Annotated in this window: 25 protein-coding genes and 1 tRNA gene; 17 read left to right on the top strand and 9 right to left on the bottom strand. The window is 68.2% G+C overall.

Annotation, left to right across the window (positions count from 1 at the left end; translation table 11 throughout):
* Positions 1-2 precede the first annotated feature (2 nt).
* From E3T54_RS11645 to E3T54_RS11620, 6 genes are all read left to right on the top strand, one after another.
* Positions 3-833, top strand: a complete 831-nt coding sequence (locus tag E3T54_RS11645; protein ID WP_134475819.1) for a hypothetical protein — start codon at positions 3-5, stop codon at positions 831-833.
* Between the two features lie 120 nt (positions 834-953).
* Positions 954-2,534 carry a S1C family serine protease gene (locus E3T54_RS11640; protein ID WP_134475818.1) on the top strand — a complete coding sequence of 527 codons (1,581 nt, stop codon included), beginning with the start codon at positions 954-956 and terminating at the stop codon, positions 2,532-2,534.
* Positions 2,535-2,715: 181 nt separating this feature from the next.
* Complete coding sequence (locus tag E3T54_RS11635) at positions 2,716-3,714, top strand: glycosyltransferase family 2 protein (protein ID WP_134475835.1); 999 nt, start codon at positions 2,716-2,718, stop codon at positions 3,712-3,714.
* Between the two features lie 2 nt (positions 3,715-3,716).
* Complete coding sequence (locus E3T54_RS11630; protein ID WP_092324160.1) at positions 3,717-4,529, top strand: CDP-alcohol phosphatidyltransferase family protein; 813 nt, start codon at positions 3,717-3,719, stop codon at positions 4,527-4,529.
* Complete coding sequence (locus E3T54_RS11625; protein ID WP_134475817.1) at positions 4,516-5,418, top strand: glycosyltransferase family 2 protein; 903 nt, start codon at positions 4,516-4,518, stop codon at positions 5,416-5,418. The genes E3T54_RS11630 and E3T54_RS11625 overlap by 14 nt, the downstream gene beginning before the upstream one ends.
* Before the next feature lie 34 nt (positions 5,419-5,452).
* A complete protein-coding gene (locus tag E3T54_RS11620) occupies positions 5,453-6,787 on the top strand; it encodes a hypothetical protein (protein ID WP_134475816.1) in 1,335 nt (444 codons plus the stop codon).
* Between the two features lie 54 nt (positions 6,788-6,841).
* Here E3T54_RS11620 and E3T54_RS11615 read toward each other — a convergent pair whose 3' ends face one another.
* On the bottom strand, positions 6,842-7,744 hold the full coding sequence (locus E3T54_RS11615; RefSeq protein WP_134475815.1) for a hypothetical protein: 903 nt from the start codon (positions 7,742-7,744) through the stop codon (positions 6,842-6,844).
* A 154-nt stretch (positions 7,745-7,898) separates the two neighbouring features.
* Between E3T54_RS11615 and E3T54_RS11610 the strand changes: the two genes are divergently transcribed.
* Positions 7,899-8,213 carry a helix-turn-helix domain-containing protein gene (locus E3T54_RS11610; protein WP_092324165.1) on the top strand — a complete coding sequence of 105 codons (315 nt, stop codon included), beginning with the start codon at positions 7,899-7,901 and terminating at the stop codon, positions 8,211-8,213.
* Here the strand turns inward: E3T54_RS11610 and E3T54_RS11605 are convergent.
* The 4 genes from E3T54_RS11605 to E3T54_RS11590 all read right to left on the bottom strand — a co-directional run bounded on the left by E3T54_RS11605 (position 8,210) and on the right by E3T54_RS11590 (position 11,033).
* Positions 8,210-8,527 (bottom strand): hypothetical protein, encoded by a 318-nt coding sequence (locus E3T54_RS11605; RefSeq protein WP_134475814.1) that lies wholly within the window; start codon positions 8,525-8,527, stop codon positions 8,210-8,212. The two genes, E3T54_RS11610 and E3T54_RS11605, sit on opposite strands and share 4 nt — an antisense overlap.
* A gap of 149 nt (positions 8,528-8,676) precedes the next feature.
* Positions 8,677-9,423, bottom strand: a complete 747-nt coding sequence (locus E3T54_RS11600; protein WP_134475813.1) for an ABC transporter ATP-binding protein — start codon at positions 9,421-9,423, stop codon at positions 8,677-8,679.
* Positions 9,423-10,223, bottom strand: coding sequence for an ABC transporter permease (locus tag E3T54_RS11595; protein ID WP_241977185.1), 801 nt, complete (start codon positions 10,221-10,223; stop codon positions 9,423-9,425). The genes E3T54_RS11600 and E3T54_RS11595 overlap by 1 nt, the downstream gene beginning before the upstream one ends.
* 117 nt (positions 10,224-10,340) lie before the next feature.
* Positions 10,341-11,033 (bottom strand): NTP transferase domain-containing protein, encoded by a 693-nt coding sequence (locus E3T54_RS11590; protein WP_092324172.1) that lies wholly within the window; start codon positions 11,031-11,033, stop codon positions 10,341-10,343.
* Between the two features lie 258 nt (positions 11,034-11,291).
* Between E3T54_RS11590 and E3T54_RS17720 the strand changes: the two genes are divergently transcribed.
* The 3 genes from E3T54_RS17720 to E3T54_RS11575 are packed head-to-tail and all read left to right on the top strand — an operon-like array spanning position 11,292 to position 14,740.
* On the top strand, positions 11,292-12,854 hold the full coding sequence (locus E3T54_RS17720; RefSeq protein ID WP_370255478.1) for an ABC transporter ATP-binding protein: 1,563 nt from the start codon (positions 11,292-11,294) through the stop codon (positions 12,852-12,854).
* Positions 12,830-14,404, top strand: a complete 1,575-nt coding sequence (locus E3T54_RS11580; protein WP_134475812.1) for a hypothetical protein — start codon at positions 12,830-12,832, stop codon at positions 14,402-14,404. Before E3T54_RS17720 ends, E3T54_RS11580 begins: the two co-directional genes overlap by 25 nt.
* 51 nt (positions 14,405-14,455) lie before the next feature.
* A complete protein-coding gene (locus E3T54_RS11575; protein ID WP_092324178.1) occupies positions 14,456-14,740 on the top strand; it encodes a DUF3039 domain-containing protein in 285 nt (94 codons plus the stop codon).
* Between the two features lie 12 nt (positions 14,741-14,752).
* On the opposite strand, the gene E3T54_RS11570 is transcribed toward E3T54_RS11575, so the two are convergent.
* Positions 14,753-16,075, bottom strand: a complete 1,323-nt coding sequence (locus tag E3T54_RS11570) for a nicotinate phosphoribosyltransferase (protein ID WP_134475811.1) — start codon at positions 16,073-16,075, stop codon at positions 14,753-14,755.
* Between the two features lie 72 nt (positions 16,076-16,147).
* Here E3T54_RS11570 and murI point away from each other — a divergent pair, with 72 nt between their 5' ends.
* The 4 genes from murI to E3T54_RS11550 are packed head-to-tail and all read left to right on the top strand — an operon-like array spanning position 16,148 to position 19,253.
* Positions 16,148-17,017: a glutamate racemase gene (gene murI / locus E3T54_RS11565; protein WP_134475810.1), complete on the top strand. Its 870-nt coding sequence runs from the start codon at positions 16,148-16,150 to the stop codon at positions 17,015-17,017.
* On the top strand, positions 17,014-17,748 hold the full coding sequence (rph, locus tag E3T54_RS11560) for a ribonuclease PH (protein WP_092324184.1): 735 nt from the start codon (positions 17,014-17,016) through the stop codon (positions 17,746-17,748). Before murI ends, rph begins: the two co-directional genes overlap by 4 nt.
* A gap of 3 nt (positions 17,749-17,751) precedes the next feature.
* Positions 17,752-18,342 carry an RdgB/HAM1 family non-canonical purine NTP pyrophosphatase gene (gene rdgB / locus E3T54_RS11555; protein WP_134475809.1) on the top strand — a complete coding sequence of 197 codons (591 nt, stop codon included), beginning with the start codon at positions 17,752-17,754 and terminating at the stop codon, positions 18,340-18,342.
* Positions 18,342-19,253, top strand: a complete 912-nt coding sequence (locus E3T54_RS11550) for a cation diffusion facilitator family transporter (protein WP_134475808.1) — start codon at positions 18,342-18,344, stop codon at positions 19,251-19,253. Before rdgB ends, E3T54_RS11550 begins: the two co-directional genes overlap by 1 nt.
* A 116-nt stretch (positions 19,254-19,369) precedes the next feature.
* Here E3T54_RS11550 and E3T54_RS11545 read toward each other — a convergent pair whose 3' ends face one another.
* A complete protein-coding gene (locus E3T54_RS11545; protein ID WP_174844417.1) occupies positions 19,370-20,104 on the bottom strand; it encodes a VTT domain-containing protein in 735 nt (244 codons plus the stop codon).
* 195 nt (positions 20,105-20,299) lie between these two features.
* On the opposite strand from E3T54_RS11545, the gene E3T54_RS11540 reads away from it, so the two are divergent.
* Entirely contained in the window at positions 20,300-23,179 is a 2,880-nt protein-coding gene (locus E3T54_RS11540; protein ID WP_134475806.1) for a cation-transporting P-type ATPase, read from the top strand.
* On the opposite strand, the gene E3T54_RS11535 is transcribed toward E3T54_RS11540, so the two are convergent.
* Positions 23,161-23,242, bottom strand: a tRNA-Leu gene (locus tag E3T54_RS11535). The two genes, E3T54_RS11540 and E3T54_RS11535, sit on opposite strands and share 19 nt — an antisense overlap.
* A gap of 10 nt (positions 23,243-23,252) precedes the next feature.
* Positions 23,253-24,224, bottom strand: a complete 972-nt coding sequence (locus E3T54_RS11530; protein WP_174843287.1) for a LysR family transcriptional regulator — start codon at positions 24,222-24,224, stop codon at positions 23,253-23,255.
* A 145-nt stretch (positions 24,225-24,369) separates the two neighbouring features.
* Between E3T54_RS11530 and E3T54_RS11525 the strand changes: the two genes are divergently transcribed.
* Together E3T54_RS11525 and E3T54_RS11520 are read left to right on the top strand one after the other, a co-directional pair.
* A complete protein-coding gene (locus E3T54_RS11525; protein ID WP_092324191.1) occupies positions 24,370-25,773 on the top strand; it encodes an MFS transporter in 1,404 nt (467 codons plus the stop codon).
* A 38-nt stretch (positions 25,774-25,811) separates the two neighbouring features.
* Positions 25,812-26,633, top strand: a complete 822-nt coding sequence (locus tag E3T54_RS11520; protein ID WP_134475804.1) for a 3-hydroxybutyrate dehydrogenase — start codon at positions 25,812-25,814, stop codon at positions 26,631-26,633.
* The last annotated feature ends 233 nt before the right edge of the window (positions 26,634-26,866 follow it).

The following is a 26,866-nucleotide window of genomic DNA, read 5'->3' as shown; positions in this document are numbered from 1 at the left end:
GAGTGCTCCTTATCGTTGCTGCGACGTGGTTCGTGTCTGCCGGGCTGCTCTCCGGCCCGGTAACAGGTGCTGCGGCCGCCACTTGCGGGAAATTCGAACAGGCCACCCTCAGTTGCCCGGAAGCCAATGGCGTGTTCGACCACGGCGGGGTGGACCTGTCGGCAGGATTCGACAGCAACTCCGGCGGAGGCGGTGGAGCGCCTCCCGGGGCCGACGGAGGGGCCCAGACCGATGAGAACCCCGGCCAGAACGGCGACCAGGGCACCGTCAACGTAGCGGACCCGCTGGTGATCGTGCGGGACCCCTTCTTCGTCAACTGCACGCCGGGATCGCCCTGCGACCCGAGCCTCGTGGTGAGCATGAGCGACCTGGTGAACTTCCGGCCCGTCGTCCCGACCCAGGGGATGGAACCCAACGGCTGGACCGTGATCGGGCTCCCCACCAACTTCTTCGCCGCGGCATCCGCGCACACCAGGTCGGGCCTGCTGCTCGGGTTCCCCGCCGAGGTGAGGTTCACGCCCGCGGGCTACCGCTGGGCCTACGGCGACGGAGCGACGGGCGGTTCGGCCACGGGCGGGGCCAGCTGGGCCGATCTGCACCTGCCCGAGTTCTCGGAAACGGCGACCAGCCACACCTACCTCGATGCCGGGGATTTCGTCATCGCGCTCACTGTCGACTACTCGGCCCAGTACCGTTTCGCGGGCCAGCCGTGGCGGGGCATTGGGGGTACGCTGGCCGTGCCGGCTAACCCGATCACCGCCCGCGCCGGCACAGCGAGAACCGTGCTGGTCGATCGGGAGTGCACCCGCAACCCGAGCGGCCCCGGCTGCTGACCGAACGCAGCTGCGCCACCCCGGGTAAGGTCACGGCCTCGTCATGGGACGCTCTCAGTCTGTGCATATAAAACGTTCAGGTTCGGGCGCAAAGCTGGCAACGCTTGGAAGGAGCACACCATGACCGACAGCACTGAAGAACCAGGCAGCACTCCAGACCAGCCGAAGGCCCCAGAGCCCGCCGGGTCGGCGCGCGTCGAGGCCGCGCCCGTCGCGCCTCCCGTGACGGATGCTCCGCCGGCCCAGCCGCAGGCATCCGGCGGCAACGGCACGCCCGAGGTCCCGGCCCCCTCGGCCCCCACGGCCCCCAAATTCAACGAGACCGGTCCGACCGAGTCCTACGGCACCGATGCGTTCGGACGCCCGTTCCCGGTGCCCGGCGCCGCGGGCCCCGGTGTCCAGGGCGCGCCGCAGGCCCAGGCGACCGCCGCATACCCCGGCGACTACCCGACCGAACAGCTCGGCTCCGCCCCGCCGAAGGAGCGACGCAAGGGGAGCGTCGCCCTGATCGCGGCCCTGGCCATCGGCGCCCTCGTCGGCGGCGCATCCGGTGCCGGCGTAACCGCGCTGGTCCTGACCCAGCAGGGCAGCGGCGTGCCGGTCAGCCGGGCCGAGGGACCCGGAAACGTCGTCGTCAACAACAGCGAAAGCGTTAACGAAATCACCGCGGTGGCCGCAAAGTCATCGCCGAGCGTCGTCACGATCAGCGTGGCCAGCGGCAGCGCCGGCGGCACGGGCTCCGGCGTCATCCTCAGCGAAGACGGCTACGTGCTCACGAACACGCACGTCGTGACCCTCGACGGTGCCGTGGCCGACGCGAAGATTTCGGTGACCGGCCAGGACGGCAAGCTGTACAAGGCGACCCTGGTCGGTACCGACCCGGTCTCCGACCTCGCGGTCATCAAGCTGACCGACGCTTCGGGGCTCAAGGCGATCGACTGGGCCGATTCGGCCGAGCTCAACGTCGGCGACACGGCGATCGCCATCGGCGCACCGCTGGGGCTGGCCGGCACCGTGACAAACGGGATTGTGAGCGCGCTCAACCGCAGCATCACGGTCGCCTCCTCCGCCGCGCCGAAGACCGAAGAGGCCACGCCGGACCAGAACGACGGCCAGAACCCGTTCGACTTCTGGAACTTCGACATCCCGAACGAGGACGGTAGCCAGCAGCCGCAGTCCGGCCAGTCGGGTGGCAGCATTTCCCTGCCCGTCATCCAGACGGATGCCGCGATCAACCCCGGCAACTCGGGCGGCGCGCTGCTCAACGGCAAGGGCCAGCTGATCGGGATCAACGTGGCCATCGCCAACGCCGGCGGAGGCGCCGCCGCCGCGGCCGGCAGCATCGGCGTCGGGTTCGCCATCCCGTCGAACCTGGCCCAGCGCATCTCCGAAGAGCTCATCGCCGACGGCAAGGCAACCCACGGGTTGCTCGGCGCCTCGGTCACGAGTGCGAGCAGCGACGCCGACAGCGCGACCGTCGGCGCGCTCATCAAGGAGATCTCCTCCGGAGGCGCAGCCGACAAGGCCGGCCTGAAGTCGGGTGACGTCGTCACCAACTTCAACGGGGTGCCGATCACCGATGCCAACGACCTGACGGCCCAGGTGCGCGCCCTCGCCGCGGGGGCCGATGCCAAGCTCACCTACGTGCGCGACGGCAAGGCGGTCACCGTGTCCGTCACGGTTGGTGAGCTCACAAGCTGATCGATCGCTCCTTCCCACGCGACTGCGCCGCCGGCTCAACACCGGCGGCGCAGTCGCGTCCGCACATCCCCGGGTGAAATACGGTGCCTGATAGGCTCTAGCGACCCGCCCCACAAACGGAAAGACGGCCAGCCCGGTGCCCCAGAACGCAGACGAACTGCTCGTCGGCGTGTCCTATGTGATGCCCGTGCTGAACGAGGCCTCGCATGTGCGCGCCGCCGTCGACAGCCTCCTCCGGCAGGACTACCAGGGCCCGTTCGAAGTCACCCTGGCCCTCGGCCCGAGCATCGATGGGACCACCGAACTCGTCGAAGAGATGGCGGCGATCGACCCGCGCATCCAGGTGGTCACGAACGAGGTCGGGTCAACCCCGGCGGGCCTCAACACCGCGATCCGCGCATCGCACTACCCGGTCGTGATCCGTGTCGACGCGCACTCCGTGCTGCCCCCTGACTACGCACGCATCGCCGTGGAGACCCTCCAGCGCACCGGCGCGGCCAACGTGGGCGGCATCATGGACGCCCAGGGAGTCACCGCCTTCCAGAAAGCCGTCGCCCGCGCCTACGGCACGCGCGTCGGCCTGGGCGGCACACCGTTCCACGTCGGCGGAAAAGAGGGCGAGGCGGACACCGTCTACCTCGGCTGTTTCCGACGCGAAAGCATCCTCAGCGTCGGCCTGTTCGACGAGAGCATCAAGCGCGGCCAGGACTGGGAACTCAACCGACGCCTGCGCGAATCCGGCGGCTCGGTGTGGTTCACTCCCCGGCTCAAGGTGCTCTACCGCCCCCGACCCAGCCTGTCCCGCCTGGCCCGCCAGATGCTGTCGACCGGGCTGTGGCGCGGAGAACTCGCACGGCGCTTCCCCGAGTCCAACGGCCTCCGCTACTTCGTGCCACCCGTCATGGTCGTCGGTGTGACCATCGGGCTGCTGCTCGGAATCGCCGGGCTCGTGCAGCTCATCGCGGGCACCGCACCGTGGATGCTGCTCGGTTTCGTCATGCCCACCGTCTACCTCGTCTTCGTGCTGGTGGCCACGATCGCGGTGACGCGCCCCGACGGGTTTCGTGCTGCCCTCTGGTTTCTCGTAGTCTTGCCGTGCATCCACTTCTGCTGGGGCGTCGGCTTCGTGCTCGGCTACCTCAAACTCACGAGCAACATCACCGCACACGCGGGAAGGTAACTATGACGCCAGGCACCCCGGCGGCGGCACGGCCCTCCTCCATCGCCGAGCTCCGCGCCGTTGCGCAACCGCCCGAGGTTCGACTGCGTGCCAACGCCGAACACTGGACGGCTTCGCTCTACCTGCGCGATCTCTCTCCGTATGTCACGTGGATGCTGCTGAAGACTCCTATCTCGGCCAACGGCGTGACCGGCCTGATGATCCTGGTCGGCTGGTCGACCGCGGCCGCACTCCTCATCCCCGGAATCTGGGGGGCCCTGCTCGCCCTCGTTCTCGGGCAGCTGCAGATGCTCATCGACTGCAGCGACGGCGAGGTCGCCCGCTGGCGCAAGACGTCCTCGCCCGCCGGCGTCTTCCTCGACAAGGTCGGCCACTACAGCACCGAGGCGCTGATCCCGATTGCCCTCGGCATCCGTGCGGCCGCGTACCCGTTCGAGGCCCCGGCGGATTTCCTCTGGACGACCCTCGGAGTCCTGCTGGCGCTCATCATCGTGTTGAACAAGGCGCTCAACGACATGGTCCACGTCGCCCGGGCCAACGCCGGCCTGACGAAGCTCGCCGACACACACGGGGAGAAGGCGCCCACCTCCGGCACCCTCGTGAAACTCCGTCGCCTGGCCCGCTTCCTGCCCTTCCACCGGCTGTACCACTCGGTCGAGCTGACCATGCTGATCTTCGTCGCCGCCCTCGTGGGCCTCTTCGCCGGCCAGCCGCTGGTCGACCGCGCCGTGCTGATCGCCCTGGTCCCGCTTGCCTTCCTGGCGCTCATCGGCCACTTCGTCGCAATCATGGCCTCCAAGCGTGTCCGCTCCTAGCCGGAACACTCCGGCCGCGAACTCGACACCCACCGTCGGTGTCGTCGTGCTTACGCAGGGAACGCGGCCGGATGACCTGGACCGCGGCATCCGCAGCCTGCTGGCCCAGCAGGGGGTGCACCTCGACATCGTCTGCGTCGGCAACGGCTGGCAGCCGACCGGCCTGCCCAAGGAGGTCACCTCCCTTGGGCTGCCGACGAACCTCGGCATCCCGGCCGGCCGCAACCGCGGGGTTTCCCAGGTCAGCGGCGAGTTCCTGTTCTTCCTTGACGACGATGCCAGCATTCCCGACCCGAACTTCCTGATCGAGGCGATCGACAAACTCCGCGCCGACCCGAGCATCGGCCTGCTGCAGCCCCGGGTCGTCGATCCCGAGGACCCCGGCTCGCCCCGGCGGTGGATCCCGCGCATCCTCAAGGGCCAGGCAACTCACTCCAGCAACGTGTTCTCCGTCTGGGAGGGCGCCGTGCTGATGCCGCGCGCCGTCTTCGACGCGACCGGCGGCTGGGCAGAGCCGTTCTTCTACGCCCACGAGGGCATCGAGCTGGCCTGGCGCGTCTGGGACCAGGGGCTCCGCGTCTGGTACGCCGGCGACCTCGAGGCGAATCACCCCGTGATGCACCCCACCAGGCACGCCGAGTACTACCGGCTCAACGCTCGCAACCGGGTGTGGCTGGCGCGCCGCAACCTGCCTGCTTTCTTCATTCCGATCTACGTCGGGTCGTGGACCGCCATCCAGGTGCTGCGCTGGGCACGCAACAGGCCGGCCCTGACCGCATGGTTCGAGGGCTGGCGTGAAGGATGGGCGACCGACCCGGGGGAGCACCGTCCCCTGTCCGCCCGCACGCTCTGGCGCATGACGCTGGCCGGGCGCCCTCCTGTCGTCTGACTTTTCGCCGCCGCAGGCTGGGTAGGCTGGAAACGTGGGTATCAAAAAAGACATCAAGCTTGCGTTCAAGCTGGTCAAGGACGCCGTTTCGTCCCGCAAGGTGTCGCGTTTGCTGCGGGAACGACGCGAGGCCGGTGTGGAATTACCGGTGAACCACTTCAAGATCGCCGTGTACTTCGCCGACGGCCCGGTCAACATGTACCAGATGCGCCAGTGGTACAAGCCGCTCGCCAGGCTGGCCGAGACCTGGCCGGTGCTCGTGCTGAGCCGTACCGGCGGCGGCACCCTCACGCTCCTGGAGGAGTCGCCCCTCCCGGTTGCCCACGTGCGCAAGGTTTCCGAGCTGGAAAGCGTGATCGCGGAGCAGGACATCCGCATCGTCTTCTACGTCAACCAGAACGCCAGGAACTTCCAGATGATGCGCTATGGGCGCCGCTGGCACGTTTTCATCAATCACGGTGAGAGCGACAAGATGTACATGGTCACGAACCAGTTCAAGGCGTATGACTACTCGTTCGTGGCCGGCGATGCCGCGCTTGCGCGGTTGAACAAGGTGCTGTGGGACTACGACTTCGATAAGCGGGCGATCAAGATCGGGCGGCCCCAGGCCGACTACTTCACCGGTGAGCTGCCCTACGCGCCGGATGAGCGCCAGGTGGTTCTCTACGCCCCGACCTGGGAAGGCGACCGCCCCGCGGCCGCCTACGGCTCCATCGCGACGCACGGCGTCGCCCTCGTGTCGGCGCTGCTCGGCACCGGACGGCACCGCGTCATCTACCGCCCGCACCCCCGCAGCGGCGTCATCGATCCCGTCTACGCGGCGGCGAACAAACAGATCATCGCGTCGATCGAGGCGGCCAACGGCCGCGATTCCTCGGCCCAGCACATCTACGACACCGGGGCAGACCTGGGTTGGCAGCTCTCGGCGGCCGATGTCGCCATCGTCGACATCTCAGCGATGGTCTACGATCGGCTCGCCACGGGCAAGCCGCTCATGGTGACCCGGCCGCTGAACCCGGTCGCGCAAATCGACACGAGCGGCTACCTGTCCGACTGCGAGTGGCTGCACTCCGCCGATGCCGCCGACATCGTGGCTGACGTGGATCGACTGACGCACGACCCGACGGCCGAGGCGCGCCTTGCTGTGTGGGTGCAGCGCTACTTCGGCGACACCACGCCGGGAGCGGCCACGGCCCGGTTCCACGCCGCGGTGCAGCACCTGATGGACGAGTGGGAGCGGTTCGCCGCGCTGCACGCGGGCGAACCGGAAGTCGTCGACGAGCGAGGAATGCTCGAGGGCAGCGACGGCAACAGCGAAGACGCCAGCGAAGACGCCAGCGAAGACACCGAGGGCAGCGACGCGGCCTAGTCAGCCGCCACAGTCGTTTCAGCCGCCCCAGCCGCCCCAGCCGCCCCGGCCGCCTCAGCCACCGGTCGGCGGAATCGGGACCACCGGTCCGGCGGGCGGTTCGGGCATGAGGTCCGCGTGCGGGACAGGCTTCCGCCGCTGCAGGGCCCGCGGCAGCGCCGAGCGCGCGCCCTGGCCGAGCTGGGCCATCCGGCCGGCACCGACCGTGATCTCGCGCACACGAGGGTCAAGCTCCTGGCGGTAATGCTGAGGGGGCTGCCCGAAGGCCAGGCGGGAGGACAGCACGACCTTCCGGCCCAGGATGCGGTTGCCGACCCCGCCGATGACGGCGCCGATCCCGAACGGAACAGCCTTGCCAATCAGGCTTGCGCCGCCCTTGGCCGCGAACTGCCTGATGAACGCGCTCTTCAGTCGGTCGGTGAGCGGCCCGAGGATCGCGCGCGGCATGCTGGTGGTGACCAATTCCCCCCAGTACGCGGTCCTGGCGGTTCCGCCTCCGGAGAACTGCCCGGCGAGCTGGCGTACGAGATCCGAACCCTCACGGCCGAGCATCATGGTCATCACCAGCGCGCGAGCGCGGTCCGGGTCCTCGATGGCGATGTTATGCACCTCGCTGACCGACTGCGCGAAGAGGGCCGTCGCTTCGAGGAACCCGGCCGTCTCCACGCCGGAAAGGGCCAGTGTGATGCCGGTACCGACTCCCGGGATGACGGCGGTTGCGCCAACGGCGGCGCCCCCGGTCGTGACCGCGGTCAGGTAGCGCCGCTCGAGGATCACGATGAGTTGATCGGGGGTCGCGCCGGGGTTACGGCGACGGATGTCACGGATGTGAGCGAGCACCGCCGGGCGATGGATCGCCATCAGGCGGTCGAACCCCTTGGCGACCCCGGACGGCAGTTGCCCGCCCATGGGCGTCCCGCCCGTTTCCGAAATGATCGGTTTCGCTTTCCTGGCCATTGCGCATCCCTCCATGGTCGTCCCTCGAGTTTACGCATGCGCCCCCGGTGGGCGAGACCCCTCCGGTGGTCGAGCCTGTCAAGACTCGTCACGTATATAAGCCCTGCGCCTACACAATCTGGTGCCCAAGAAACCGTGCAACTAAACATGAGGGATGCCTGAGCCGAAATCTGAAGCGTCCCGGATCCTGGGGCTCCGGCTTCGCGAACGGCGGCTCGCCCTCTCCCTGAACCAGGAGACGGTGGCTCACCTCGCCGGGCTGAACGTGTCCAACTACGCGCGCATCGACCGCGGCCACGGAAACCCGACCTTTCACACCCTCATCCGGCTGGCCGTCGTTCTCGGCCTGGAGCCGAGCGAGTTGCTCGTCGGGCTCACGGACGAGCAATTGCCGCCCACTCGCGACAGCTACACGGCCCTGGACTTCCGGCGCGAGCAGGAAGCCCGGGCGCGCCGGGGACGCGGCTAGAAGCTCACCCGCCACAGGTACTCGTCACCGCACGGCCGGAACCAGCGCATGACAAGCACGGTGTCCCGTGCGATCTCGCGGCCGCGAACCGTGACGGGGAGAGCCTCGCCGGGGAGCAGTCGCCGCGGCGCGGAGGCGCCCATAACGGCCGCGCCGACGATGCTCGCGGACACGCCCCAGAGTGGCTCGGGCCCGGCATTGACCAGGAGGTAGGTGGGGGCGTGACGCCGGTCCACGCGCCAGGGCACGCGGTAGGCCATGGCCAGGGGAGTCGAGGAGAGGCGTCGCACCCGTTGTTTGTCGTTGGCTGTCATGGCGGTCACGGTAGCGGCGGCATCCGACGTGCCGGCGCGTCCCGCGGCGCCGGCCGGCGGATGCGGTGGCAAGGCGGTGGGGGCGGCCCTTGTGGAGGAGACGCCGGGCCGGGCTGCGCGCCGCACCCCGGCCGGACCGCGGGGCGAGGTCAGGCTGGTTTGATGCCGTAGTCGGCGTTGTAGCGGACGAGCACCTCAGTGATGGACGCGTCGAGAACGAGGTCGCCCTTGTCGAGGTAGAGACCGCGTGTGCAAAACCGGCGCAGGTCGCGTTCGTTGTGCGAGACGAAGAAGAGCGTGCGTCCGCCGGCGAGCAGTTCCTCGATGCGCCGGTAGCACTTCTCGCGGAACGCCTTGTCTCCGACGGCGAGCACCTCGTCGACCAGGAGGATGGGCTCCTCGAGGCGTGAGATGACAGCGAAGGCGATGCGTACCTTCATCCCGCTCGAGAGGTGCTTGTAGGGGGTGTCGATGAAGTCCGCGATCTCCGCGAACTCGATGATGTCATCGAAGCGCGAGTCGATCTGCTTGCGGGTCATGCCGTGAAGACCGGCGGTCAGGTAGACGTTGTCGCGCACGCTGAGGTCGTCCACGAATCCGCCGGTGATCTCGATCAGCGGAGCCACGCCCTCGACGACGTGCACGGTGCCCTCGTCGGGCAGCACGACGCCGGTGACGAGTTTGAGCAGCGTCGACTTGCCCTGGCCGTTCCGGCCGACGACACCGATCGCTTCCCCGCGCTGCACCGTGAACGAGACATGGCGCAACGCCCAGAACTCGCCCGGGCGGCTGCGGCGCTTCCGGCCGGCGAAGAGATCCTTGAAGTTTCGACGTCCGCGCCGATTCCGGCGGAACCGGATTCCGACATCGGTCAGTGCGATCACGGGGGCCGCCACTAGATCTCCTTCAATACGGCGCGCTCCGTGCGTGCAAAGACGAACAGGCCGAGGGCGAGGAAGACCAGCGACATCACGGCGCTCACGCCGACCACGAACCAGTCGACCTGTTCCGGGAAGAACGTGGCGCGGTAGAGGCTGAACAGTCCGCTGAGCGGGTTGAAGGCGGCCCAGAGCTGCAGCCCGGACGGAAGGTCGCTCGTGGCGTAGATGATCGGGGACGCGTAGAAGAGGAAGCGCAGCACGAGCTTGATGGCGCGTTCGAGGTCGCGGAAAAACACGACCAGCGGCGCGACCATGAGCCCGATTCCGGCCGTGAGCACCGTCTGGATCAGGATGGCGAGCGGAAAGAGGAATATGCCCTGGGTCACGGGGGCGCCGTAGGCCACCGCGAAGATCACCAGCACCGGAACGGATGCCAGGAACTCGATGCCCTTGGACAGCACGAGTCGGTTGACCCAGATCGTGCGCGGTATCCGTGTGGAACGGATGAGCTTCGCCTCGCGCAGGAACGCTCTCGTGCAGTCGGAGATCGCCCCGTTGAACCACATCCACGGCAGGAGCGCGGCGAGCAGGAAGACGATGTACGGATCGTTGCCAACCGTGCGGTCGAAGACCTGGGTGAAGACGAACCAGTAGATGCCGGCCATCACGAGCGGGTCGAGTATGGACCAGAAGTAGCCAAGCACCGAGGTGGAGTAGCGCACCCGCAGGTCACGCTGGGTGAGCAGCCAGAGCGAATGGCGGTATCGCGCGAACGGGGTGCGTTGCTCGGGGCGCACTTCGGCGTAACTACTCACGCGGTCTATCGTAGGGGCGCCCGCCCCGGCCCCCGAACGGAAGACGTGAAAGACGGGTGCAGCCGGGCTGTTCGCCCGGTTGCACCCGTCCTATTTCAGATCTCGTGCCGCGGTTGACTAGACGAAGAGGTTTGCGCGCTCCAGGTCTTCGGCGAAGTCGACCTCGACGGCGTAGAAGTCGGAGATGTCGACGGGCTCGACGAGGAGTCGGTTCTTCTCGATCGCCAGCTCGATTCCGCGTTCGAAGTAGTCCTGGTCGCCGACCTTGGCGAGGTGGCGAAGAAGCATCGCCTTGTCCTTGGCGGAAATGTAGTTGATGCCGACGGCCTCGCCCAGACCGTTCTTCACGGTCTTGGAGAGCTCCTTGATGTAGCCCTCGGCGCTCGTCGTGTACTTGACTTCCTCGTCAGAGACCTTGTCGGTGTTGACCATGACGAAGGACTGGTCGCGGGCCATCATGGCGGCCGCGCGGTCGAGGATGGCCGGGTCGAAGACGACGTCGCCGTTCATCCACAGCACGCCGCCGGGAGCGGATGCCTGCAAGGCGCGCATGAGGCTCTTCGACGTGTTCGTCTGGTCGTACTGCTCGTTGTAGACGAAGGATGCCTGCGGGAACGCTTCGATGATGTGCTCGAGCTTGTAGCCGACAACGATCGTGACCTTGGCCCTGGAGCCAAAAGCGTGCGCGATGTTGTCGAACTGCTGCTGCATGATCGTGCGGCCGTCGCTGAGCTCGGTCAGGGGCTTGGGCAGCGAGCGGCCGAGGCGGCTGCCCATGCCTGCTGCAAGAATGACTACCTGGGTGGTCACGATTATCTCCTCAAAACGGGGGTAGATGACCGCGGCACAGCACTCTCAAGTCGAAAGTTTGCCTGCGGTTCACCCATAAGTTCACGTTAAGACACACCATTATGCCAACGTCAGTGTACCGCGTCGCCCCTCGCGGAGGGAACCCTGCCCCGGCCCGTGTGTCGGTTTTGTGGTGGTTCGTGGAGGATTTTCACAGGTTGGCGGCACTGATTTCGGATCGATCGCACGTGTCCAGACGGTCCTTGGTAGGTTAGCGAGGTGACTCCCCTGACGCCCGACTCTGAGCCCGAAGAGACGGCCTCCGCCTCCCGCGCGGCGGCCGTTGAGTCGTCCCTCGGGAAGCGGCCGTCGACGGATGCCGCGGCAACCGCGCCCCTCGTCGACAAGGCGAAAACCGTGCGCAAGCCTCCGGTTCGGAAGCCCGCCAGCGGCGCCGTGAGCGGTAGCCAGACGTCCACCGAGACGTCCGCCTCGACGTCCACCTCCGGGAGTCGCCCGGCAGCACCGAAAGCGACCCGCCCGGCCGCTGCCAAGCCGCCTGCTGCCAAGCCCCCGGCGGCGAAGTCGACCGCTGCGCAGACCGCCGCCCGGACGAGTGCGGCCAGGACCGCCGCGGCGAAGTCGGACGCGGCGGCACAGACCGGCGCGGCGCGCTCCACGGCCGCCAAATCGACAGCCGCCAGGTCGGCCGCGGCAAAGTCGACGGCCGCCAAATCCGCCGCCGCCAGGTCCGCCGCCGCCAAGTCGACCGCCGCCAGGTCGGCAGCCGCGAAGTCTGCGGCGGCGAAGTCTGCGACGACGACGACGGCCGCGGCGACGTCAGCCGCCGCAACCGCCGCCGCGCTCGTATCCGACGGCGGACACACTGTCGCCGAGTCCGCCGCCGTGTCGGTGCCGGTCGAGGCTGCGCCCGCCGTGTCCGCCCCGGACGTCGAGCGGGCCAGGACACTCCCGGCCGCAGGCCGTCCCGCCCCCGCTCGCAGCCAGAAGCCCAGCGACGCGCGCAAGCCGGTGGCCGCGCCGGCCGCAGCGCCGTCAGCAGCATCCGCACTGGAAGCAGCGCCGGTCGTGATTGACGCATCCGGCCTGGTCAAACGCTTCGGGCAGAACGTTGCGGTGTCCGACATCAGCCTCGAGGTGCGAGCCGGCTCGTTCTACGGCATCGTTGGTCCGAACGGCGCCGGCAAGACGACGACCTTGTCGATGATCACCGGCATGCTCCGCCCGGACTCGGGATCCATCCGCGTGAACGGCGTCGACGTGTGGAAAAACCCGGTCCAGGCCAAGCGGATCATCGGAGTGCTGCCCGACCGCCTGCGCCTCTTCGACCGGCTCACCGGGGCCCAGCTTCTGTACTACTCCGGGATCCTTCGCGGACTCGACGCCGAGACCGTGCGGCTGCGGTCCGCGGACCTCGCGGCCGCCTTCGGCCTCGAAGACGCGCTCAACCGGCTGGTCGCCGACTACTCCGCCGGCATGACGAAGAAGATCGCGCTTGCCTGCGCCATGATCCACTCTCCCCGCGTGCTCGTTCTCGATGAACCGTTCGAGTCAGTCGATCCGGTCTCGGCGGTCAACGTCACCGAAATCCTGCAGAAATACGTGGCCAGCGGCGGCACCGTCGTGATCTCCAGCCACGGCATGGACCTGATCCAGCGGGTCTGCGACCATGTCGCGATCATTGTGCACGGAAAGGTGCTCGCCGCCGGCACCATCGCCCAGGTTCGCGGTGCGAAGACGCTCGAGGAGCGATTCGTCGAGCTGGCCGGTGGGCGCAAGGTTGTGGAAGGCATGGAATGGTTGCACAGTTTCTCGGACTGAAACTCCGGCTGCTCGCCAATCTCTTCCGGCGTAGTCCCTGGCAGGTCGTGGGGATCGCGGTGGGCCTCCTCTACGGGCTGGCCCTGGCGGTGGGAATTGTCGTCGTGCTGGTCGGCCTGCGTTCTGTGGGCGATGCGGCCCTGGTGCGCGACGGGATGATCGTCGCCGGGTCCCTGGTCGTGCTCGGTTTCTTCCTGGTGCCGCTGGTCTTCGGTGTGGACGACAGCATGGACCCGCGCGCGTTCGCCGTGCTCGGCATCCCGAATCGCCGGCTGTCGCTGGGCCTGGCGGTGTCCGCGCTCCTCGGGGTGCCGGCGATCGTGCTCACGATCGTGCTGCTCGGCACGGTGGTGACCTGGTCCCGCGGAGTCATGGAGACGCTGCTCGCGCTGGTCGCCGCTGCGCTGCTGCTGGCGACCTGCACCCTGGCCGCCAGAGTGAGCAGGTCGATCGCGGCATTCCTGCTGGCCACACGACGGTCGCGGGAGTTCACCGGAATTCTCGGAGTGCTCCTCCTCGTCATGATCTCGCCCCTGGTCATCCTCCTGCTCAATGTCGACTGGGGTCGGGACGGCGTCGCGGTGCTCGGCGGCCTCGGCGGCATCCTCGGCTGGACGCCCCTGGGAGCCGGCTGGTCGGTGCCGGGAGATGCCGCGACGGGGCAGTGGGGCGCCGCGTTCCTCAAGCTGCTCATTGCCGCTGCCGTGGTCTATCTGCTCTGGCTTGCCTGGCAGGCGCTGGTGGCGAAGATGCTCGTCACACCCGGACGCGAGGCGCAGGTCAGGAACTACGGTGGACTCGGCTGGTTCGATCGCCTGCCGCCGAACTCCGTCGGGGCGATTGCCGCGCGCAGCCTCACCTACTGGGGTCGTGACTCCCGCTACTGGGTCTCGCTGGTGATGATCCCCGTCGTGCCCGTGCTGGCCGTCATACCGCTGTCGATCGCCGGAGTCCCCGGCGAATACCTGGCCCTCCTGCCGGTGCCGCTGATGTGCGTGTTCCTGGGCTGGGCGACGCACAACGACGTCGCCTTCGACAGCACCGCCGTCTGGCTGCACGTGGTGTCGGGCACCCGGGGAACCGCCGACCGGGTCGGCCGGCTCATCCCGGTGCTCCTCGTCGGTATTCCGCTGATCGGATTCGGATCCGCCATCAGCATCTTCCTGCACGGCGATTGGAGCGTGCTCCCGTCGATGCTCGGCGTGAGCACCAGCATCCTGCTGTCGGGCCTCGGGTTCTCCAGCTTCACCTCCGCCCGCTTCCCGTACCCGGCCACGAAGCCGGGCGACAGCCCGTTCTCCCAGCCGCAATCGTCGGATACCACGGCTGCGTTGATCCAGTCGCTCACCTTCATCGGCGCGATCTTGCTGTCGCTGCCGGCGATCATCATGGGTCTGCTGGGAATCTTCTCCGATCCCGTCTGGCATCTGCCGGCCCTGTTCTGGGGCCTCGGCATCGGTGTCAGCGCCCTCGTCGCGGGTGTCTGGCTGGGCGCGCGCACCTTCGAACGCCGCGGTCCCGAGATCCTCGCCTCGGCGCTTCGTGCCTGACCCGACGCCGCACGCATGGCCACAGCCTCGCGGCTGTTTTAGACTGGGCGCATGACTGACTTTCGCGCGAGCATCGCAGAACCAGGCCAGCCCGGCGGCGGAACGTCGACGCTGGATCGTGAGCTCGAGGAGCTCATCAAGCAGGAACAGATTGAACCGGGCGACCACGAGCGCTTCTCGCACTACGTGCCCAAGGACAAGATCCTTGAATCGGCCATGACCGGCAAGCCGGTGCGCGCGCTGTGCGGCAAGAAGTGGCTGCCGGGGCGCGACCCGGAGAAGTTCCCGGTCTGCCCGACCTGCAAGGCCATCTACGAAAAGATGAAGGCCAAGTAACGCCGCACCCGGCTACCGGTACGAGGTGGGGATGACGGCCTCGCCGCGCCCCAGCCGGAACGCCTCGATCGGCAGTTCCTGCATCACGGAGGCGTTGTGCGCCCTGGCCCGCTGCGTGCCCGAGGCTCCCACGTACCGTTCGTCGACCTCGCCATCGGTGATGAACGGCACGAGCAGCCCCCGTTCCACGCCCTCGCGCTGGGCGTCGTCGACGTCGCCGGACGGCTCGGCACCGACCAGGATGACCTCCTCGCGCGCGGTGCCGCCCCCGTCGAGCAGGCGCACGGCGTTCTTGCGTCCCCCCACCGACACCTTGCCGATCGAGGTCTTGGCCACGGACATCCACGGTCCGGCGTCATCCCGCCGGGCGACGAGCTTGTAGACCATTCCCGCCGCCGGCGCTCCCGACCCGGTGACAACGGACGTGCCCACGCCGAACGCGTCGACCGGGGAACCGGAGAGAGCGGCTATCGCGTATTCGTCGAGGTCGCTGGTGACGGTGATTGTCGTGTTCACGGCGCCGAGCGAGTCGAGTTGCGCGCGGGCGGCGGCCGCCACGGTCGGCAGGTCCCCGGAGTCGATGCGGATGGCGCCCAGCCCGGTGCCGGCCACCCGCACGGCCAGTTCGATGCCGCGGGAGATGTCGTACGTGTCCACGAGCAGGGTTGTGGCGCTCCCGAAGGCGTCGACCTGGGCGCGGAAAGCGTCTTCCTCGGTGTCATGGAGCAGGGTGAAGGCATGCGCCGCCGTGCCCATGGTCGGGATGCCCCAGGTGCGCCCGGCCTCGAGGTTGCTGGTCGACGCGAAGCCGGCGATGTACGCCGCGCGGGCAGCGGCGACCGCCGCGTGTTCGTTCGCGCGCCGGGAGCCCATCTCGGCGATCGGACGCCCGAGGCTCACGGAGACCATCCGTGCGGCCGCGCTGGCGACCGACGTGTCGTAGTTGAGAGTGCTCAGGACGAGCGTCTCCAGGATGACGGCTTCCGCGAAGGTGCCGTCCACCACCAGCAACGGCGAGCCCGGGAAGTAGGCTTCGCCCTCCTGGTACCCCCAGACGTTGCCGCTGAACGAGTAGTCGGCCAGCCAGTCGAGGGTGGGCGCGCGCACGACGTCATGCTCCCGCAGCCAGTCGAGTTCGGCATCCGTGAACCGGAAATCGCGGATGAGCTCGAGCAGCCGGCCGGTGCCGGCGACGATGCCGTACCGACGTCCGTTCGGCAGGCGCCGCGCGAACGTCTCGAACATGCATTCTCGATCGGCGGTGCCGCTCTGAATGGCGGCGTCCACCATCGTGAGTTCGTAGCGGTCGGTGCGGAAGGCTGGGGACTCGATCACGCGGCACAGCCTATCGGCCTCGGCCGGGCGGACACAGCCCGGCCGGAGCCCGCGCCACTAAGGTTGTTTGACGTGACGGATGCACCGATTGGAATTTTCGACTCCGGCGTGGGCGGCCTGTCTGTCGCCCGGGCGATCAAGGACCAGCTTCCGGGCGAATCGCTCCTCTATATCGGCGACACGGCGCATTCTCCCTACGGGCCGAAGAAGATAGCGGATGTGCGCCAGTTCGCCCTCAACGTGCTCGACGACCTCGTGGCCCAGGACGTCAAGATGCTCGTGATCGCCTGCAACACCGCTTCCGCGGCCATGCTGCGGGATGCCCGTGAACGGTACAGCGTGCCGGTGATCGAGGTCATCCAGCCGGCCGTCCGACGGGCGGTCGGCACGACGCGCAACAAACGGGTCGGGGTGATCGGCACGGTGGGCACCGTCAACTCCCTGGCCTACGAGGATGCGTTCGCCGCAGCCACCGACATCCGTCTGTTCACCCAGGCCTGCCCGCGATTCGTCGAGTTCGTCGAGGCCGGCGTGACGACCGGCGACGAGGTGCTCGCGGTTGCCGAGGAATACCTGGCGCCGCTCCGAGACTCCGGCGTCGACACCCTCGTGCTGGGCTGCACCCACTATCCGTTCCTGCGCGGCGCGATCTCCTATGTGATGGGCGACGCCGTGACCCTGGTCTCCAGCGACACCGAGACGGCGAACGATGTGTACCGGACGCTCGTGAGCCAGGGCCTGGAGCGCGATGCGCCGGGCCCGCCCACCTACCGGTACGAGGCGACCGGTGACAGCGCCGAGGAGTTCCTCGCCCTGGCCCACCGCCTGATCGGCCCGGAGATCTCCCGGGTCGACCTCATCGAGACCGGCTCCATCAGCCTCAGCGAACTTGCCGAGTTCGCCGCTATTCAGAATCAAGCTACCCCCAAGGAGAACTCGTGAGCGACACCCTGCGCGCCGACGGACGCACCACCGACCAGCTTCGCGAGGTCACGATCGAACGCGGCTGGAGCGACCAGGCCGAAGGTTCGGCACTGATCTCTTACGGGCGCACCAAGGTGCTCTGCACGGCCTCCTTCACCAACGGCGTGCCCCGCTGGATGGCCGGCAAGGGCAAGGGCTGGGTGACCGCCGAATACTCCATGCTCCCTCGTTCGACCAACTCCCGGATGGACCGCGAATCGGTCAAGGGCAAGATCGGCGGGCGGACCCACGAGATCAGCCGGCTGATCGGGCGGAGCCTGCGCGCCGTCGTCGACATGAAGGCCCTGGGCGAGAACACCATCGTGATCGACTGCGACGTGTTGCAGGCGGACGGCGGAACCCGCACGGCAGCGATCACGGGCGCGTACGTTGCCCTTGCCGACGCCCTCGAGTGGGGCCGGGAGAAGAGGTTCATCGGCCAGAAGGCCGTGCCGCTGCTCGACAGCGTTTCCGCCGTCTCCGTCGGGATCGTCAAGGGTGAGCCGATGCTCGACCTGGCTTACGTGGAGGATGTCCGCGCCGAGACGGACATGAACGTGGTCGTCACCGGCCGGGGTCTCTTCGTCGAGGTGCAGGGAACCGCGGAAGCCGCGCCCTTCGACCGCAGCGAACTCGACTCGCTGCTCGACCTCGCCCTCGCCGGCACGGTGACCCTGACCGAGTTCCAGACCACCGCCCTGGGACGCTGAGCCGTGCGGATCGTTCTCGCCACCCACAACCAGCACAAGGTGGACGAGCTGCGTCGCATCCTCGAGCCCAAGCTCCCCGGGGTCGAGGTGCTCGCCTACGACGGTCCCGAGCCGGTCGAGTCGGGGGCCACCTTCGCCGAGAACGCGCTGATCAAGGCCCGCGCGGCTGCAGCGCACACCGGGCTGCCGGCCATCGCGGACGACTCCGGCATCTGCGTCGACGTGCTCGGCGGCTCGCCGGGCATCTTCTCGGCACGCTGGGCGGGGCCGAGCAAAGACGCCGGCGAGAACCTGCGCCTGCTGCTCTGGCAGCTGGCGGACATCCCGGACGAGCATCGCGGCGCCCACTTCACCTGCGTCGCGGCGCTCGCGCTCCCCGACGAGACCGAGTGGCACGTGACGGGGGAGTGGGCGGGGCACATCCTGCACGAACCGTCCGGCAGCGGCGGTTTCGGCTACGACCCGATCTTCCTGCCCGACGGCTACGCGATCTCCGCGGCCGAACTGACGACCAACGTGAAGAACGAACAGAGCCACCGTGCGCGGGCGTTCGAGCACCTCATCCCGGTACTTGAGACACTGCTCTCGCCCTAATGGCTCACGATCATTCCCCGGCGGCTGCCGGCAATCGCACCCGGCTGACGATCGCCATCGGCATCGTCGCCTGTGTGCTGATCGTCGAGGCGATCGGCGCCTGGCTGACCGGGTCGCTGGCGCTGCTTGCGGATGCCGGACACATGTTCTCCGACCTCGCCGGCCTCCTGATCGCGCTCGCGGCCACCGTGGTCGCCGCACGCCCGGCCACCGACCGGCAGACCTACGGCTACCAGCGCGCCGAGGTCTTCGGAGCGCTCATCAACGGGTTGATCCTGGTGGCCGTGGCCGTCGGCGTCGTCATCGGCGCGGTGTCCCGGCTGATCTCCGCCGACCAGGCCGAGGTGAGCGGGACGCCCATGCTCATCGTCGCCGTCATCGGGCTGGTAGCCAACGTGGGCGCCCTGCTCCTGCTTCGCCCGGCGGCGGCACACTCGATCAACATGCGCGGTGCGTACCTCGAGGTGCTCGGCGACACGCTCGGCTCGGTCGCGGTCATCATCGCGGCCGGGGTGATCCTCACCACCGGGTTCCAGCAGGCCGACTCGATCGCCTCACTGCTCATCGCGGCCATGATCCTGCCGCGGGCCTGGTCCCTGCTCCGTGACGTGGTGCGGGTCTTCAGCGAGTCGGTGCCCAAAGACACGGATGTCGCGGAAATCCGGAAGCACATCCGGGAGACGGCCGGCGTCGTCGCCGTGCACGATGTGCACGTGTGGGCGATCACCTCCGGGGCGCACGTCTTCAGCGCCCACGTGGTCGTCGACCCGGTGGTCCTGCAATCGGGCGGGACCGGTGCGCTGCTCGATGAGCTGTCCGACTGCCTGTCGCACCACTTCGACGTGGATCACTCAACGTTCCAGCTGGAACCGGCCGGCCGTACCGGCCACGACTCCCACGCCCACGACTGAGCCGAGCCCCCCTCACCGAACCCCCTTCGCCGAACTGTGAGTTTGGCACCTTCCCGGGCCCCACGAAGGTGCCAAACTCACAGTTCGGCGTGTGGGGCGGCGTGTGGGGCGGCGCTTCAGGCCTCGTGCTTGCCGTCGTTCTCGGTGTCGAAAGCGTCGGGATCAAGCACGAGGCTCTCCGTCGTCGGCAGGACCTCACGCTCGCGGATCTCGCGGCGGGCCTTCAGCGCGGACTGGATGTAGTGGAAGACCGTCGGGATGAGGGTGATGGCGACAGCGCCGATCAGGATCAGGTCGATGTACTCGCGTACGAAGTCGGCAACCGGCGGAATGTAGCCGAGGAAGAACCCGAAGTAGGTGAGTCCGGTGCCCCAGAGGAGGGCGCCGATCAGGTTGTAGAGCGTGTACTTGCGCTGGTCCATGCGGCCGACTCCGGCAGCGACCGGGGCGAAGGTTCGCACGATCGGAACGAAGCGGGCGACGATCACGGCGACGCCGCCGAAGCGCAGGAAGAAGGCGTTCGTGCGTTCGACGTTCTTGATGCTGAACAGCCCCGATTCCTTGCGCTCGAAGACGCGAGGGCCGAAGCGACGGCCGATGAAGTAGCCTGCCTCGCCGCCGAGGAACGCGGCCAGGCCGATCGCCAGCGCGACCCACCAGATGTCGATCCGGATCACGCCGGCATAGGTGAGGAGTCCGGTGATGACGAGCAGGGTGTCGCCGGGGAAGAGGAAACCGACGAGCAGACCCGTCTCGGCGAAGACGATCGCACACACTCCGAGCAGTGCCCAGGCGCCGAACCCGTCGATGAGGAGCTCCGGGTCGAGCCAGGGGATCAGTGCGGTGTGGATCACGAGGGAACTCCAGTCGGCGGCGGCAAGTGGCCGGGCGGCAGCGAGGCGCGGGTGCTGTCACAGGCTACCGCCTATCCTCGGGAAACTTCCCCGGTATCCGGACAACACTGACGCGCGTGACCCGTGCTGGCTAGGCTCGCGACATCCGACGGTCCGGATGTGGCACCCGGCCCGCTCACTCGGGGAGTGTGCATGAATGAGAACCCGGCACCACAGGGCGATGACCGCAGCCGTTCCTCGGTGCCGTCGGATACCGACCCCGTCGCCGCCGCAATCGCCGCGGGTGACGCCTATCGGTACCCCGAGCAGGAGGTAGTGCGACGCTTCGACACGCGCCGGACGGGACTCACGAGCGCCGAAGTGACCGCGCACCGCGAGCGCTATGGGGACAACGTGATCGTGCAGGTGCTGCGGGAGTCCCTGCTCCTGCGGTACGCCCGCCAGTTCAAGGACTGGATGATCGTGCTGCTGCTCGCCTGCGCTGCGGTCACCGGCTACCTCGGCGACACAGTCACCTCGGGCGCACTCGTGCTCCTGGTGCTGCTGAACACGGGCATTGGATTCGTCCAGGAGTACCGGGCGGGCAAGACCATGGAGGCCCTGCAGCACCTCGCGCAGTCGCTCACGCAGGTGCTCCGCGATGACGCGGCCGGCCAGGTGGACTCGATCGAGCTGGTCGTGGGCGACATCGTGCGTCTCGACGAGGGCGCCTCCGTTCCGGCCGATATCCGACTGATCGAGGCGACCGCGTTCGCGACGAACGAGTTCGCCCTCACCGGCGAAAGCGACCCGACCCGCAAGTACGCGCACGCCATCATGACCCCGGTGTCGGTGGCTGAGCGGCACAACACCGCCCATGCCGGCACGACGGTGGCTACGGGCCAGGCGATCGGCGTGGTGATTGCCACGGGCGCCCGCACCGAGCTTGGACGCATCGCCCGCCTCGCCCAGTCGGCACCGCGCACGCTGAGCCCGTTGCAGCGCGAGATGGGCTACCTGGCCCGCCTCATCACCTATGTCGCGCTGGGTCTCGCTCTTGTTCTGCTGGTCGTCGCCGTGCAGGCGAACCTTCCCTTCCACACAGCGCTGCTGTTCGTGGTGGGGTTCGCAAGCGCCGTCATCCCCCAGGGGCTCCCCGCCGAGGTGAATACGGCGCTGGCACAGGCGGCGAGGGCTCTCGCGCGGCGCCAGGCCCTGGTCAAGCGGCTGAGTGCGGTGGAGACGCTCGGCGCAACCCAGGTGATCTGCACCGACAAAACCGGAACGCTGACCAAGAACGAAATGACGGTCACCGAACTCGTCGTGGCCGGCCGCGAATATGCCGTGCACGGCATCGGCTACGAGCCGGCGGGCACCATCGAGCCGACGGCTCCGGATGCCCCGTCCGAGTCATCCGCCGATGGTGGCCGACTGAGAGCCTTCCTGCGCACCGGGGTGCTCGGCAGCAATGCTCGGCTGCTCGCCCCCGACGACTCACATGCCGGGTGGCGCATCCTCGGCGACCCCACCGAGGGAGCGCTGCTCACGGTGGCCGCGAAGGCCGGCATCGACCCGGCCGCCGAGAGGGCGAGCGAGCGCGAGGTGCGGGAGTTCCCGTTCGACTCTGCCCGCAAGCTCATGACCTCGATCCGCGCACGGCCCGACGGCACGCTCACCGCCTACGTGAAGGGCGCGCCCGAGAGCGTCGTCCAACGGGCCACGCGCATCGCCGACGGCGAGTCCGTGCGCCCCATCACAGACGCCGACCGGCAGACCTTCCTCGAGATGCACACGGCACAGGCCGATCGCGGTCTGCGCAATCTCGCCTACGCCGTTCGCGAGGCCACGGCAGCGGATGCCGCAGCCGTCGATCCCGAGACCGTCGAGCGTGGCCTCTTGCTGCTCGGACTCGTCTCGATGGTCGACCCGATCCGGGAGTCGGTGCCCGACGCGATGCGGACGGCGCTTCGGGCGCAGATCAGGGTGAACATCATCACGGGCGACTTCTCGCGCACCGCCGAGGCGATCGCGCGGCAGGCCGGGCTCGACAGCACCGGCGAGCTGACCGTCGTCACGGCCGAAGAGCTCGGCGCGATGGACGACGACGAGGTGCTCGCCCACGCGCTCGGCGGTTTCACCGTGTTCAGCCGGGTCGACCCCGAGGACAAGACCCGCATCGTCGACCTGGTGAAGAAATCGGGCCACGTCGTCGCCGTCACGGGAGACGGCATCAACGACGCCCCGGCGCTGCGTCATTCGAGCGTCGGCGTCGCCATGGGGGCGTCCGGCACGGATGTCGCGAAGGAGGCCGCCGAGGTCGTTCTGCTCGACGACAGCTTCTCCACGCTGGTTCGCGCCGTCGAGTACGGGCGCGTGATCTACTCGAACATCACCAAGGGTGTGCTCGCGTGTCTCACGTCAAATGCCGCCGAACTCGTCGTCAACGTCGTGAGCCTCGGGCTCGCCATGACCGCGGGGGTGCCGCTCGCGCTCAACGTGCTTCAGATCCTCGCGATCGACCTGCTCGGCGAGCTGCTGCCCATCGCCGCGCTCGGGCGCGATCCCGAAGAAGGCCGGGTGATGCAGCAGGGGCCGCGCAGGCCGAAATCGCACATCGTCAACCGCCGCAGCATCCGTGACGTGCTGTATGCAGGTTCGCTCATCGGACTGCTGGCGATCGCGAACTACCTGCTCTTCTACGGACGGGCCGGCGCCGACCCGTTCTCCGGACCCGTGAGCGAGGCGATCGCCCGGCAGGCCACCACGATGACGTACGTCACGATCCTTCTCTGCCAGCTGTTCAACATCATCCAGCGCCGCAGCCAGCGGGGCCTGTTCACCCGCTATCAGTTCTCGAATCCCACGTTCTGGCTGGCCTGCGCGGTCGGCCTGGCCGGGATGATCGTGATCGTGTATGTGCCGTGGGTCGCGGTGTTGTTCCAGACCGGGCCGCTCGGGTGGACGGACTCGGGATTCGTGCTGCTCGCCGGTGTCGTCTTCCTCACCTTTCGGGAGGCGGGGCGGGTGCTGCGCACGAAGGCCGTGCACGTTCGCCACAGCCGACTCGGCTCCGGTGCGGGAGAGGGGACTTGAACCCCCACGCTCGAAAGCACAGGAACCTAAATCCTGCGTGTCTGCCAATTTCACCACTCCCGCGAGTGCCGTCCTAGTCTACTGAGCCGTGCAGGCCAGGAGCCGTCGCCTCGGCCGGACGCGGGCGGCCGAGCAGGGGCTGCTCGTACGCGGCTGTCTGCGCGCGCAGCGCGTCCACGACCGCGGCGACGGCCGGCTGCCGCAGGGAATCGGGTCGTAGCACCATCCAGTAGGGAAGGCGTTCCTGGAAGTCGTCCGGGAGCAGGCGCACCAGGTCGGGGTGGCGGTCCGCCATGAAGCAGGGCAGGAACCCGATGCCCGCGCCGGCCCGGGTGGCCTCCACGTGCACGAACACGTTCGTCGAGCTGAGCGAGTCCCGCATCGTGGGCACCAGTCGGCGCGGGGCATCCAGGTCGTCGACCTGCAGCATCGAATCCACGAAATAGACGAGCGGATGTTCCGTCAGCCCGGCAACCGTGGTCGGTGCGCCGTATTCGGCGAGGTAGCTCCGGGAGGCGTACATCCCGAGCATGTAGTGACCGAGGCGGAATGCTTCGGCGCGGTGCACCTGCGGCTCGCCCACGACGATTTCGATGTCGAGGCCGGAGCGGTGCTGCAGGGCGCGCCGGGTGACCGTGACGATCTCCACCCGGAGTGAGGGATGCCGGCGCTGCAGGGCGGCGACGGCCGGGGCGGCGATGTAGGCGCTGAAGCCGTCGGTGGCCGACATCCGCACGACGCCGGTGAGTTGGTTCGGCCGCTCGGGTTCTCCGCCGAGCAGGGCGATGGCCGATTCGACGCCTTCCGCTGCCTGGGCGGCCCGTGTGCCCAGGTCGGTCAGCTCCCAGCCGCCGACGGTTCGCGACAGCACGCGGCCGCCGAGCACCTTCTCCAGCGCCGCGATCCGGCGCGAAACGGTCGTGTGGTTCAGGTCCAGGCTGTCGGCCGCCGTCGTGAACCGGCCGGTTCGCGCGACGGCGAGCAGGATCAGGAGGTCGTCGGCGTTCGGCAGCGACTGCGGCGTCGGCGCGGGCAGGAGGGTCATATCTGCAATTATGCACATGGCGTCTGGCGAAGTGGTCATTGAGGCACGGCCCGACTGCAGGAATACTCGGGGGAGCCGTGTGTGCTGCACACACGGGACCGGACAAACCCACCAGGTGTCAGAGGCGACACTGAAGGAGACAGACATGAGCGTCAATCAGCGCGTCGAGGCAGGTTCCGGAGGAACCTCATCGGCCGGCGGCAAAAACTCGGAAAAGTCGGGCCTGAAGAAGATCGTTGCCGCCTCCATGGTGGGCACGGTCGTCGAATGGTACGAGTTCTTCCTCTATGCGACCGCCGCCAGCCTCGTCTTCGGCACGGTCTTCTTCCCGAACGCCGGCAGCGAGTTGGACGGCATCCTCGCCGCCTTCCTGACCTACGCGGTAGGGTTCATCGCCCGTCCGCTGGGTGGCATCGTCTTCGGGCAGATCGGCGACAGGCTGGGCCGCAAGCACACCCTGCAGGTGACGATCATCCTCGTCGGTGTCGCGACCTTCCTGATGGGCTGCCTGCCCGGCTTCGACACGATCGGCTACTGGGCTCCGGCGCTGCTGATCGCCCTGCGCTTCATCCAGGGCTTCGCCGTCGGCGGTGAGTGGGGCGGCGCCGTGCTGCTCGTCGCCGAGCACAGCCCGAACGCGTCGCGGGGCTTCTGGTCCAGCTGGCCGCAGGCCGCAGTGCCGGTGGGCAACCTGCTCGCCACGCTCGTGCTGCTGGCCACGTCCTGGCTCCTGCCCGCTGAACAGTTCATGAGCTGGGGCTGGCGCATCGCGTTCTGGCTCTCGGCCATCATCGTGGTCATCGGCTACTACATCCGCACCCACGTCAACGAGGCCCCGATCTTCCTCGAGGCACGCGCCCAGGTGGAAGCCGAGCAGGCCATCAGCTACGGAGTCAAGGAAGTCATCCGTAAGTACCCGCGCGGCATCCTCAGCGCCATGGGCCTGCGCTTCGCCGAGAACATCCTGTACTACATCATCGTGAGCTTCTCGATCGTCTACCTCGTCACAGTGCACGCCTACGACACCAGCCAGCTTCTGTTCGCGCTGCTCCTGGCCCACCTCGTGCACTTCCTCGTGATCCCGCAGGTCGGGCGCCTGTCCGACAAGTTCGGGCGCAAGCCGGTGTACCTGGCCGGTGCCCTCCTCGGCGCGAGCTGGGCGCTGTTCGCCTTCCCGATGTTCGACACGAAGAACCCGGTGCTGATCGTCCTGGCGATCACCCTCGGCCTCTGCTTCCACGCCCTGATGTACGCGGGCCAGCCGGCGATCATGGCCGAGCTCTTCCCGACCCGGATGCGCTACTCCGGTGTGTCACTCGGCTACCAGGTGACCTCGATCCTGGCCGGTTCGATGGCGCCGATCATCGCCGTCGCCCTGCTCAAGGAGTACGGCTCCTGGGTGCCGGTCGCGATCTACCTGGCGATCGCCTGCGCGATCACCGTGGTCGCCGTGCTCACGCTCAAGGAAACCAAGGGAGCATCGCTGCGCGAGATCGACGCTGTCGACGCCCGCAAGCACGGGCTGGAGCCGGCCCCGGCCCTCCGCTAACCGCCACGGCAGATAACCGGCTCAACGAAGGAACACAGATGACTCAAGCACTCGCGCACGCGCCCCGGGCCTCGGCCGACACCGAGACCTGGGCGCGGACCGGGCCGCTGACGGGCAAACGCGCCCTGGTCACCGGGGGCGCGAGTGGCATTGGTGCGGCTGTGGCCCGGTCTCTCGCTGAACGCGGCGCGCACGTCGTCGTCGCGGACATCGATGGGGCCGGCGCCGCGGCGCTCGCCGACGAGCTCGGCGGCTCCAGCTGGACCGTCGACCTTCTCGACACCGCGTCGCTCACCGACGACATCCTGGCCGAGGCCGTCGACGGTGTGGACATCCTGGTGAACAACGCCGGGATCCAGCGGATCAACCCGATCCAGGACTTCGACCCGGTCGACTTCCGTCGCATCATCACCCTGATGCTCGAGGTACCCTTCCTCCTCATCCGCGCTGCGCTACCGAAAATGTACGAGAACGGGTTCGGCCGCATCATCAACATCACCTCGGTGCACGGCATCCGGGCCTCGCCGTTCAAGAGCGCCTATGTCTCGGCCAAGCACGGCCTGGAGGGGCTGTCCAAGGTGACGGCCCTGGAAGGCGGCGAGCACGGCGTGACCAGCAACTGCGTCAGCCCGGGGTACGTGCGCACGCCCCTGGTCGAGAAGCAGCTGGCCGAGCAGGCCGCGGTGCACGGCATCCCCGAAGCCGAGGTGCTGAGCCGGATCATGCTCACCGAGAGCGCCATCAAGCGCCTGGTCGAGCCGGAGGAGGTCGCCTCGCTCGTCGCCTGGCTGGCTTCCGAGGACGCGGCCATGGTCACGGGCTCCAGCTACACGATGGACGGCGGCTGGTCCGCCCGCTAGATTCCCGCGCCCCCCTGCCTCTCCCCGCTGGCCTCTCCCCGCTCCCGCTCCCGCTCCCGCCCCCGCCCCCGCTCCCGCTCCCGCTCCCGCTCCCCGCTGTCCCTGCTGAGTTGCGGAGAAACACCCTTCGTCCCTCTGCGTCAGGCTGATTGTGAGTCAGTTCACGATCAGAAGGAGGCAGGGGAATGTCGATAAGCCCAGGATTCACCACGGCGGAGATCCGCGAGTTCGTT

Source organism: Cryobacterium sp. Sr8, from assembly GCF_004403225.1.
Lineage (GTDB): Bacteria > Actinomycetota > Actinomycetes > Actinomycetales > Microbacteriaceae > Cryobacterium > Cryobacterium psychrotolerans.
The sequence above is the reverse complement of the archived record's forward strand: the minus strand, read 5'-3'. Positions and strand labels throughout refer to the sequence as shown.